The 10,265-nt window shown below is 52.8% G+C and carries 12 protein-coding genes; 11 read left to right on the forward strand and 1 reads right to left on the reverse strand.

The genetic code is table 11. The features are described 5' to 3' along the window. Positions 1–14: 14 nt before the first annotated feature. From HOM51_10115 to HOM51_10165, 11 genes are all read left to right on the forward strand, one after another. Positions 15–803 (forward strand): ABC transporter ATP-binding protein, encoded by a 789-nt coding sequence (locus HOM51_10115; protein ID MBT5034864.1) that lies wholly within the window; start codon positions 15–17, stop codon positions 801–803. Next, positions 793–1,611, forward strand: coding sequence for an ABC transporter permease (locus HOM51_10120; GenBank protein ID MBT5034865.1), 819 nt, complete (start codon positions 793–795; stop codon positions 1,609–1,611). The genes HOM51_10115 and HOM51_10120 overlap by 11 nt, the downstream gene beginning before the upstream one ends. Continuing rightward, positions 1,608–2,468 (forward strand): ABC transporter permease, encoded by an 861-nt coding sequence (locus tag HOM51_10125; GenBank protein ID MBT5034866.1) that lies wholly within the window; start codon positions 1,608–1,610, stop codon positions 2,466–2,468. Before HOM51_10120 ends, HOM51_10125 begins: the two co-directional genes overlap by 4 nt. Before the next feature lies 1 nt (position 2,469). Beyond that, a complete protein-coding gene (locus HOM51_10130; protein MBT5034867.1) occupies positions 2,470–2,850 on the forward strand; it encodes a hypothetical protein in 381 nt (126 codons plus the stop codon). A 43-nt stretch (positions 2,851–2,893) separates the two neighbouring features. Next, entirely contained in the window at positions 2,894–3,730 is an 837-nt protein-coding gene (locus tag HOM51_10135) for a fumarylacetoacetate hydrolase family protein (GenBank protein ID MBT5034868.1), read from the forward strand. A gap of 13 nt (positions 3,731–3,743) precedes the next feature. Continuing rightward, entirely contained in the window at positions 3,744–4,670 is a 927-nt protein-coding gene (locus HOM51_10140; protein MBT5034869.1) for a 2-dehydropantoate 2-reductase, read from the forward strand. A gap of 56 nt (positions 4,671–4,726) precedes the next feature. Continuing rightward, entirely contained in the window at positions 4,727–5,767 is a 1,041-nt protein-coding gene (locus tag HOM51_10145) for a mandelate racemase (protein MBT5034870.1), read from the forward strand. 31 nt (positions 5,768–5,798) lie between these two features. Further along, a complete protein-coding gene (locus HOM51_10150; protein MBT5034871.1) occupies positions 5,799–6,635 on the forward strand; it encodes a DMT family transporter in 837 nt (278 codons plus the stop codon). A 139-nt stretch (positions 6,636–6,774) separates the two neighbouring features. Beyond that, the gene (gene rplM, locus HOM51_10155; protein MBT5034872.1) at positions 6,775–7,239 is read left to right on the forward strand and encodes a 50S ribosomal protein L13; all 465 of its coding nucleotides are present in this window, start codon (positions 6,775–6,777) and stop codon (positions 7,237–7,239) included. Positions 7,240–7,241: 2 nt separating this feature from the next. After that, positions 7,242–7,790, forward strand: a complete 549-nt coding sequence (rpsI, locus tag HOM51_10160) for a 30S ribosomal protein S9 (GenBank protein ID MBT5034873.1) — start codon at positions 7,242–7,244, stop codon at positions 7,788–7,790. A 94-nt stretch (positions 7,791–7,884) separates the two neighbouring features. Then, positions 7,885–8,925 (forward strand): N-acetyl-gamma-glutamyl-phosphate reductase, encoded by a 1,041-nt coding sequence (locus HOM51_10165; protein ID MBT5034874.1) that lies wholly within the window; start codon positions 7,885–7,887, stop codon positions 8,923–8,925. A 111-nt stretch (positions 8,926–9,036) separates the two neighbouring features. On the opposite strand, the gene HOM51_10170 is transcribed toward HOM51_10165, so the two are convergent. Beyond that, positions 9,037–10,265: DNA topoisomerase IV subunit B (locus HOM51_10170; GenBank protein ID MBT5034875.1), on the reverse strand; the 1,229-nt coding region annotated here is incomplete at its 5' end.

Consider the following 10,265-nt stretch of genomic DNA (forward strand, 5'->3'; position numbering starts at 1 on the left):
GAAAGAGTTGTTTTATGACTGCAAAACTAGTTGTTGAGGGGTTATCTCATCATTACCCCGATGAATACACTGGCATCGATGTTCATGCCCTGGATAATATAAATTTAGAAGTTGAAGAAGGTGAATTTGTTGCTGTTGTTGGCCCAAGTGGTTGCGGCAAAACGACCTTATTGAATATTTTAGCCGGACTTCTGCCGTATAAAGTGGGCTCTGCCTACGTTGACGGGGTGAAGATTGACGGCCCGGGACCCGAGCGCGGCGTTGTGTTTCAAGAGCACGCGATCCTACCGTGGCGTTCGGTGGCGCGAAACATCGGCCATGGTTTGGAAATTCGCGGTGTTCCTGAAGCGGAGCGTAATTCCAAGGTAAGCGAATATATCAACTTGGTGGGCCTCGAAGGGTTTGAAGACCGCTATCCCCACGAACTATCCGGCGGTATGAAGCAACGGGTCGCGGTCGCGCGGACCTTGTGTGCGGACCCGGAAGTCATGTTAATGGATGAGCCGTTTGCTGCGGTGGATGCGCAGACTCGGATTACCCTACAGGAAGAAATCAACCGCATCGCAATTACTACCAAGAAGACCACCATGTTCATCACCCACGCGGTGGATGAGGCGGCGTTCTTGGGAGATCGATGCTTCGTTATGTCGCGTCGTCCCGGCAAACTAAAAGCAATTGTGGACATCAAAATCCCGCGCGAAAGGCGAATTTGGAAAGACATGCTCGCAGACGAGGAGTTTATTGCCGCGCGCGACAATATTCTCAGGCTTGTTCGGGAAGAGGTCACGCGAGATGACGAATAATCTGACCGAGAATTTAAATCGGTTCAAGGCGTTCTGGCGGCATTTTTCCGGTGCTGAAGCGATTAATAATATCCTCGTCGTTTGTGTGATTCTGTACGTCTGGAACTTTGTTTCCGGCGTCATTGATAACCCTGCCAGATATCTGCCGGCACCTGATGTGGTGATATTTTCTTCGTTCGATCTATTCCATAAAGGATTATTACCGGTCTATTTCGGCGAAACCATGGCACGGCTTGTTACCGGTAGCTTTATTGGTTTGGCCTTGGGCATTCCGTTTGGGTTGGCTTTAGGACTGAACAAGACGGTTTCAGATATTTTTTATCCGATCTTGAACTTCTTTCAGTCGGTCTCAGGGATCGCGATTTTCCCGATTATTGTTATTTGGTGGGGAAATAGCGAGAAAACCGTTCTGGCAATTATACTTTATACGGCTTTTTTCCCCGTCGCTTTCAGCGTGTTGTCAGGCGTTCGGACGGTTCCCATGCGATATGTGCAAGCAGCACAAACGTTAGGAGCGTCCCATTGGCAGATTGTTAAAGACGTTCTTATACCGGGTGCCATGCCCCACATTGCGACCGGGTCACGTCTGAGCATTGGATTTGGCTGGCGTGCGGTTATTGCCGGTGAAATGCTGGCCGGTCGCCAAGGCATGGGCTGGATGATCTTTACAGGCCAAGACGCCGACCGGACCCACGAAGTTATTTTGGGGATGGTGGTGATCGGTTTGACTTGGATTGTGTTGGATAGATACCTGCTTCGCCCGTTTGAAGCCGATACCATTGAGAGATGGGGGCTCGTACAACGATGAGTGCCTTATACGATCTCTCTATCGCCATTCAGACCAAGTTTGGCCGTCAAAACATACGGGCATTTACGCTGGGATCGATCCCGTTCGTTGTCCTTTTGAGCCTGTGGTACATGAACGGCGCGTTCCAGTGGTTGGAGCCGATCTATCTGCCAAGCATAGGCGAGGTGATCGAGTCTGCCTGGACCTTGCAGGAGGAATGTGGCGGTGTCGGTGAAATAGTCGCCCTCGAGAATTCGTGTCTGTTATCGACCCATATTCTTTCCAGCATTGGCCGCGTCATCTTGGCGGCAGCGATTGGTTTGCCGGTCGGGATCGCCTTCGGTGTCTTGGCTGGCATGAATAGGTTCGTTTCCAAGTTGCTGGAACCTATCGCCATCTTCTTCAACTCAATTTCGGGTATTGCCTGGATTCCCTTAGCCATTGTCTGGTTTGGCGTAGGTTGGGTGACGACCCTGTTCATCATGCTCAACACCATCATTTGGCTGATGTTCTTCAATACAATGTTGGGGGTTCGAAGTATTCCTCAGGTTCTGGAAAATAGCGTATTGACCATGGGCGGGAGCCGCTGGGACGTCATCAAGCACGTTTACCTTCCAGGGGCGATGCCGGCGATGATTACCGGCATGCGCATGAGCATGGGCTTTGGCTGGCGCGCGCTAATCGCAGCTGAGATGATCGGTGGCGATAGTGGGCTCGGGTTTATGATATTTTCATCTGCCGAAGAATTTAAGATCGAAGAAGTTTTCTTAGGCGTTATTATTATTTCTGTCATTTGGATGGCGACGGACCGCTACCTTTTGCAGCCGCTTGAACGTTATACGATTGAGCGCTGGGGCCTGGTTTGGAAGCCGAAATAACATGTCTGAAACTGAACAAGAACAAACAGCGGTAAAGCAGCACCACTGGTATAATCGGCGCGACTTTCGTTTTCTTATGTTGGTTGCCTTGGTTTTGGCGCTTTATCACGGTTATGGCTACGTCACCGGCCCGTCGCGGATCAGTGCCGGTTTACAACAGGCCATGGATCAGAATCCAGAGGGGCGTTTCAACATTGTGATAACGGCGAAGTTCCCGCCTGAAGAATTTCACATGGGAATTTATCAGGACTATGGTGTAATGCGCGGAATGGAAGGACGTGGTGCGACCTTGCATAAGGTTTGGCCCAGTGGAATTCGGACTCTGTCGCGGTATTATTGGGTTGTGGAATTGGACTTGGAAAAGCCCAAAAAAAAGAAATAACCGCCAGCCAACTTTACTTTTATTCGAGTAGGAGAATTTATAGATGAAGATCGTCAGGTACCGTGACGGTGATGCCGTCTCCGTGGGGATTTTAGAAGACGATAAAATCTTTCCCGCGAATGCCGCATCTGTGTCAGAAGCGATGACGCAAGCTGGGGCAGGGGCATTATCTGCGGATAAGTCTGCCGCCATCCAGTTAAGTGACGTGGAATTATTGGCCCCTGTGGACCCTGAAACCAAGGTTTTGTGCGTTGCCTTGAACTACCAAGGACACGTCAATGAAACCGGTCAGGCGGTGCCTGAAAACCCCATCATCTTCTTCAAGGTCTATCATTCGATGATCGGTGATGGCGCGGAAATCCATCATCACGACATGATTACCCAATTGGACTACGAAGGTGAATTGGCGGTCGTTATTGGCAAGGAAGGTTATGACATTCCGCTCGAGGACGCGTGGTCCCATGTTGGCGGAATTTCTGCGTTCAATGACACCAGTGCCCGCAACCTTTTGTGGGTGAAGGCCGGAGAAAAAGTCTTCTTGGATTGGTATTCCGGGAAATGTCTCGAACGGTCATCGCCAATGGGACCCGCAATTGTCACCACCGATGAGATTGAAACCGAGCTCAAGGCTGGCCAATTGACAGTGGAAACACGGGTTAACGGCGACGTAAGACAGAATGCCCTGACCGAGGAATTGATTTTCAAAATTCCCGAACTTGTTTCATTCTGTTCAACCCGGGTGAACTTGATGCCGGGTGATGTGATTGCCACCGGCACCCCGCATGGGGTTGGCATGGCATCCGGGAATTACCTAAGTTCCGGCGACGTCGTTGAAATCGACATCACCGGTATTCCTGTTTTAACGAACAAAGTAGCCTAGAAGGATCAGCAACGTGAAAATTGCAATTATGGGAAGCGGTGGAATTGGCGGTTATTTTGGCGGCCGGCTTGCTGCTGCAGGGCAAGACGTAACCTTTATTGCCAGGGGTGATCACCTGAAGGCCATGCAGGCGGACGGTCTTAAGATCGAGAGCGAACATCACGGCGATGCGGTCGTTAAACCCGTTCAAGCGACAGACGATCCATCCTCTGTCGGGCCGGTTGATTATATCATCTTTGGCGTAAAGCTTTGGGCGACAGCTGATGCAGCCGAAGACATGAAGCCGATGATTGGCCCTGATACAATGGTCGTGTCCTTTCAAAACGGCGTCGAATTCAACGACATCATCGGCGGCATTGTCGGTATGGAACACATGGTCGGCGGAATTGCTCAGTGTTCAACCACCATTGCGGCACCTGGCGTCATCAAGCAGATGGCCCCCTTGCAACGGATTGTGATGGGCGAGCTTACGGGCGGCACGTCTGACCGGATCGATGCTCTGGTAGCTGCCTTAAAAGCGGTAGATGTGGTCGCTGAGTCGTCTGAGAACATTCAAAAGGAAATCTGGCTAAAATTCGTTTTCCTGGCGAGTTTGGCCGCGACGACGACATTAACCCGCCAAGGCATTGGCGCCATTCGTGAAGATGATGAAATGCGGGCATTCTTGATGGACTGTATGCGTGAAATCGTCGCTGTCGGCCGCGCAAAGGGGATTGACCTGGATGAGGATCAACCAGAAAAGACTTTTGGGTTCATCAAGACTCTACCGGAGGGCATGGTTGCGTCTACCCTGCATGACCTGAACAAAGGCATAAAGATTGAAATGCCCTGGTTGAGTGGTGCTGTTGATCATCTTGGACAAGACGTCGGCGTGGACACACCTGCCCACCGCACCGTTTTTGCTGGCTTAAAAGCCTTCAGCGCGGACCGGGTGTGGTAAACCCGGGTCCAACCCTCACCATTAAGGACCTGAAAACGCGGGCTGTCCGCGTTCCAATGAACCGCGCACTCGCCACCAGCAGCGGTAAGATGTCTGAAGCGCCGTTGGTGCTGATTGATCTTGAAACCAATGAAGGCGTAACCGGTCACGCCTATCTGTTCTGTTACCACCCTATGACAGCATCGATGATGCAGCGTGTGCTTGCCGAAAGCTTGGAACTGGTGCGCGGCAACCAAGTCGCCCCAGCCGACCTGGCGGATAAGCTGCTGGGTCGTTTCATGTTGCTCGGCAACCAAGGGGTTATCAGCATGGCGTTGTCAGGCTTCGATGTTGCCTGTTGGGATGCCCTGTCCAAGTCCGCAGACATGCCGCTTTATAAGTTGCTTGGTGGCGAAGTTGATCGCGTGAAGACCTACAACAGCAAGGGCATGAGCTTGATGGGGATGGACGCCTTGGCGAAGGAGGCCGTTGATCTACTAGGAGAGGGTTTTAAGGCACTAAAGCTCCGCCTCGGGTATCCGACTTGGCAGGAAGACATCGAAGCCGTTCGTGCTGTTCGTAAGGTTATTCCAGACGATACACCGCTGATGACCGATTACAATCAGTCGCTGAGCGTGGAGGAGGCCGTCATTCGTGGCCGCGCCTTGGATGCAGAGGATATCACCTGGATCGAAGAGCCCATTGCTCACGACGACCATATCGGCTGCGCTTTTGTTGCGAAGGAAGTCGAAACACCGATTCAAATCGGCGAGAATTTTCGCAATCTCAACGATATGAAATCAGCCATTCACCTGCGCGCGGCGGATTACGTCATGCCTGACCTTCAAAGGATTGGTGGCGTGACTGGTTGGTTAGCGGCGGCGGCGCTGGCAGAATCAAAAAATACCCTGATGTCGTCACACCTGTTCCCCGAAGTCAGCGCGCACCTTATGACGGTTACCCCAACAGCTCACTGGCTTGAATTCGTCGATTGGGGCGCACCTGTCATGGCGGAACCCATGGTGGTTGAGGACGGCTACGCGATTATCCCTGATCGTCCTGGCACGGGCGTTACCTGGAACGAAGACGCGGTTGCCCGTTACCCAACAATTGACTGAGCCTACAGATAATTTTCGCAAGGGTATTTTGATGGCGGCTGCTGGGGTCATCATCATAAGTCCTGATGGCTTGTTCATGCGCTTGCTGGACCATGCGGGAACCTGGGACGCGATTTTTTATCGGTCCCTGTTCATGGGGATTACATTCACGCTGGTCTTGCTGTGGCAGCACCGCGCGCAAACACTGAACGTTATTTTAGGGATCGGTAGACGAGGAGTGCTCGCGGTATTCGCCCTGACCGCCAGCAATATGGGGTTCGTTGCTGCGATCACCCATACGACTGTCGCCAATACCCTCGTCATCTTAGCCATCATGCCGTTGTTCAGCGCTTTATTGGGCTGGATGATTTTAGGCGAAAGAGTGGCAAACCGTACCTGGTGGGCGATCTTCGCCGGATTTTTCGGTGTGGTCATTATATTTGCCGACTCGTTGGGGGGCGGTACGCTGACAGGGGATGTCTTAGCATTGTTCACGGCAATCTTGCAGGCCCTGACTCTGGTTATCCTGCGCATCGATGGGGAGCGGGTTATGGTTCCCGCGTTTTGTCTGTCTGGGTTCTTGGCGGCGACAATTTCTTCTGGGTTTGCTGATCCCGCAGCAGTGCCTGTGCACGATGTCGCCTTGTTGGCGGTCTTGGGGGTTTTCATTGTCCCGGCAGCATTCTTATTGTTTTTCAGTTCTGTGCGCTATATCCCCGCCGCCGAAGCATCGCTTATGGTTCTCCTTGAAACCGTGTTGGGTCCAATCTGGGTATGGTTGGTGATTGGGGAAGTTCCGACGGTTGTTGCTGCCATAGGCGGGATCGTCATCATTGGGGCGATTGCAGGCAATTCAATCGTTGCTCTTAGATCAGAGACCGATCAATAGGGTATTATAATACCGTGTATCTAACTTATCGATTTTAAACAACATTTTCCGTTGACTTGGGAAAAAGGGTGCATATACTGCGCGCCTTGTCGACAAGATTATCGGCAGATTAATTTATCCCATATCGGACAGGTTTAAGATGAAAACATATTCGGCAAAGCCGTCGGAGATTGAACGCAAGTGGTGCATTATCGACGCAGAAGGTCTGGTTCTCGGCCGTCTCGCTTCGGTTGTCGCCCTGCGGCTCCGTGGCAAGCACAAACCTATGTATACGCCTCACATGGATTGCGGCGATAACATCATTATTATTAATGCTGAAAAGGTTCAGCTGACCGGCAACAAGCGTCGGGACAAGACCTACTATCGTCACACCGGCCACCCCGGCGGCATCAAGTCCCGCACGGCAGGCCAAATTCTGGATGGCGCGCATCCTGAACGGGTGATGATCAAGGCGGTTGAGCGGATGATCAGCCGCAACCCCTTAGGTCGCCAGCAAATGCGGAAGCTGCATGTCTATGTCGGCAATGAACACCCGCATGAGGCACAGCAGCCAGAAGTTCTGGATGTTGCTTCGATGAACCCCAAGAACACAAGGAGCGCTTAAAGATGGCCGATACGACGTCACTTGAGGGCCTGAAAGAGGCGCTGGAAAGCAAATCTAATGCTGCCGCAGCGACTGCAGCACCCGAAGAAGCCGCGATTGAAGAGGCACCTGCTGCCGTTGTCGCGTCGGAGCCTGAAGCTTTACCTGAGCCCAAGAAAGATGAACTGGGCCGGTCTTATGCGACTGGTAAACGGAAAAACGCGATTGCCCGGGTCTGGATTAAGCCCGGCAATGGTAAAGTCACGGTCAATGGCCGGGATCAAGAAACCTATTTCGCGCGTCCTGTACTTCGCATGCTGATCAATCAGCCGTTTGAAGCCGCGGAGCGGATGGGACAGTTTGATGTTTTCGCCACCGTAACCGGCGGTGGATTATCCGGCCAAGCCGGTGCCGTCCGTCATGGCATCAGCAAGGCACTGACCTATTTTGAACCTGGATTACGCGCGGCGTTGAAACCGGGCGGATTCCTGACCCGTGATTCCCGCGTTGTTGAACGTAAGAAATACGGCCGCAAAAAAGCCCGCCGTAGCTTCCAGTTCTCGAAGCGTTAAATTCGCAAGCATTCGGAATTGCCGAGAAAGGCGTCCCTTGCGGGGCGCCTTTTTTTTGGTATAGATCATCGACCCGGTTAGGTGAGGAAAGATTATGAGCAAGATTAAAGCAGCGATTGTTGGGGCCAGTGGATATACAGGGGCGGAGCTTGTACGTCTGCTTGTCCGCCACCCAGAGGTTGAGATTGCTGTTATGACGGCGGACCGTAAGGCTGGCCAATCCATGGGCGAGGTCTTTCCGCATTTGGCCGGGCTTGGGTTGCCGGATTTGGTTTCGCTTGATGCGGTTGATTATAGTGACATTAATGTGGTTTTCTGCGGATTGCCCCATGGGACAACTCAGGAAGTGATTTCCGCGATGCCCCAGCATGTCAAAATAATCGATTTATCGGCAGACTTTCGGCTGGCGGACGTCGAAACCTATGCCGAATGGTACGGCCATGCGCACCAAGCCCCTGATTTACAGACCGACGCCGTCTATGGCATCACTGAACTGGCGCGGGACGCGGTTAAGGGCGCGCGCTTAGTCGCCAACCCGGGGTGTTATCCGACGTCGGCGCAGTTGCCGTTGGTGCCTTTGCTCAAAGCCGGGCAGGTTTCGCCGGAAGACATCATTATTGATGCCAAGTCCGGGGTTAGTGGTGCGGGCAGGGGGCCTAAAGAAGGGACCTTGTTCACTGAGGTCTCTGAAGCGGTTCATGCCTATGGGGTTGCCAATCACCGGCACGCGCCGGAGATCGAGCAAGGCTTGTCTGGTGCAGCAGGGAAGGCGGTTATCGTGAATTTCACACCGCACCTGATGCCGATGAACCGGGGCATTTTGTCGAGCATCTACGTGAAGACAGAAGGTGGGGCGACGGCGGACGATCTGCGCGCCACGCTCGAAACTGCGTATGGCAATGAAGCGTTCGTACGTGTAGTGCCAGAGGGCGTGTCGCCGGCAACCCGGCATGTTCGGGGATCAAACCACTGCCTGATTGGCGTGTTCGATGATCGGGTCAAAGGCCGGGCGATAATCTTGTCGGTGATTGATAATCTGGTAAAGGGGGCATCAGGCCAAGCGATCCAGAACATGAATGTCATGTGCGGATTGGAAGAAACCATGGGGCTAGAGCAGGAACCACTGTTTCCGTAAGTCTAATCTAGTTGGCGTCCTTCGAGATGCCGCTGACGCGGCTCCGCAGGATGAAGAAATAATTATAAAAACTTCATCCTGAGGAGCGCTGAAAGCGCGTCTCGAAGGGCCCTAAACGTCGACGTTTTCGACGAACTGGGCGTGTTCTTGGATGTAGGCGAAGCGGAGTTCGGGTTTACGGCCCATGAGGCATTCCACCAATTTTTCGGTTTGCTTCGCCTCATCGATTTCTTCAGCGTTGTGACCTTGGGGCAGGGTAACCCGAACCAGGGTGCGCTGCGCCGGGTCCATCGTGGTTTCCTTTAGTTGTTGTGCTGGCATTTCGCCAAGGCCCTTAAAACGGCTGATTTCTACCTTTCCCCGGCCGCTGAATTCGGTTTCCATCAGTTCATCTTTGTGGACATCGTCGCGTGCATACAGTGTCTTGCCGCCTTGATTGATCCGATACAGCGGCGGTAATGCCAAATAAAGATGTCCATTTTCAATAAGTTGCGGCATTTCTTTAAAGAAGAATGTCATCAATAGTGCTGCGATATGGGCACCGTCAACATCGGCGTCGGTCATGATCACGACCTTTTCGTAGCGCAGGTTCTCTTCGTCGTAGTCTTTGCGGCGGCCACAGCCGAGGGCTTCCTGTAAGTCCTTGATTTCATTGTTGGCAGCAAGTTTGTCAGCGGTTGCACTGGCGACATTCAAGATTTTGCCGCGCAGTGGAAGAATGGCCTGTGTCACGCGGTTGCGGCCTTGTTTGGCGGACCCGCCGACCGAATCGCCCTCAACCAGGAAGATTTCCGTGCCATCGCGTGTTTTCCGAGTGCAATCAGTGAGTTTTCCGGGCAATCGCAGCTTTCGGGTTGCCGAAGCGCGCTTGGTTTCTTTGGCTTTTTTCCGCCGTAGACGTGTTGCTGCCCGATCTGCGACGTGATCCAGCAAAAACCGTGCAGTTCTCGGGTCGCCTGAGAGCCAGTGATCAAAATGATCGCGTAGCGCGTTCTCGACCAGCCTGGTTGCTTCTACAGTCGCTAGTCGTTCCTTGGTTTGACCTTGAAACTGCGGATCGCGGATGAAGACCGACAACATGATGCAGGCGTCCCCAACAACGTCATCAGCGGTGATGACCTTGGCCGCCTGTTTATTGTTCAACAGCTCAGCATGGGCGCGCAGGCCTTTTGCAAGCGCAGAACGAAGCCCGGATTCATGGGTGCCGCCTTGAGGTGTCGGGACGGTATTGCAGTAAGAGTTAAAGAATCCATCCTCATCCAAGGGCCAAGCAACCGCCCATTCAACCGTGCCGGAACCGCTGTTAAGCGTCGCTTGTCCAAAAAAAACGTTTTCTGTCA

The organism is Rhodospirillaceae bacterium (assembly GCA_018660465.1).
In the GTDB taxonomy this organism is placed as follows: domain Bacteria; phylum Pseudomonadota; class Alphaproteobacteria; order Rhodospirillales; family JABJKH01; genus JABJKH01.

Coding starts and splice junctions, on each gene's coding strand:
- HOM51_10115 (MBT5034864.1), top strand. CDS start 15: ATGACTGCAAAACTAGTTGTTGAGGGGTTATCTCATCATTACCCCGAT.
- HOM51_10120 (MBT5034865.1), top strand. CDS start 793: ATGACGAATAATCTGACCGAGAATTTAAATCGGTTCAAGGCGTTCTGG.
- HOM51_10125 (MBT5034866.1), top strand. CDS start 1,608: ATGAGTGCCTTATACGATCTCTCTATCGCCATTCAGACCAAGTTTGGC.
- HOM51_10130 (MBT5034867.1), top strand. CDS start 2,470: ATGTCTGAAACTGAACAAGAACAAACAGCGGTAAAGCAGCACCACTGG.
- HOM51_10135 (MBT5034868.1), top strand. CDS start 2,894: ATGAAGATCGTCAGGTACCGTGACGGTGATGCCGTCTCCGTGGGGATT.
- HOM51_10145 (MBT5034870.1), top strand. CDS start 4,727: ATGAACCGCGCACTCGCCACCAGCAGCGGTAAGATGTCTGAAGCGCCG.
- HOM51_10150 (MBT5034871.1), top strand. CDS start 5,799: ATGGCGGCTGCTGGGGTCATCATCATAAGTCCTGATGGCTTGTTCATG.
- rplM (MBT5034872.1), top strand. CDS start 6,775: ATGAAAACATATTCGGCAAAGCCGTCGGAGATTGAACGCAAGTGGTGC.
- rpsI (MBT5034873.1), top strand. CDS start 7,242: ATGGCCGATACGACGTCACTTGAGGGCCTGAAAGAGGCGCTGGAAAGC.
- HOM51_10165 (MBT5034874.1), top strand. CDS start 7,885: ATGAGCAAGATTAAAGCAGCGATTGTTGGGGCCAGTGGATATACAGGG.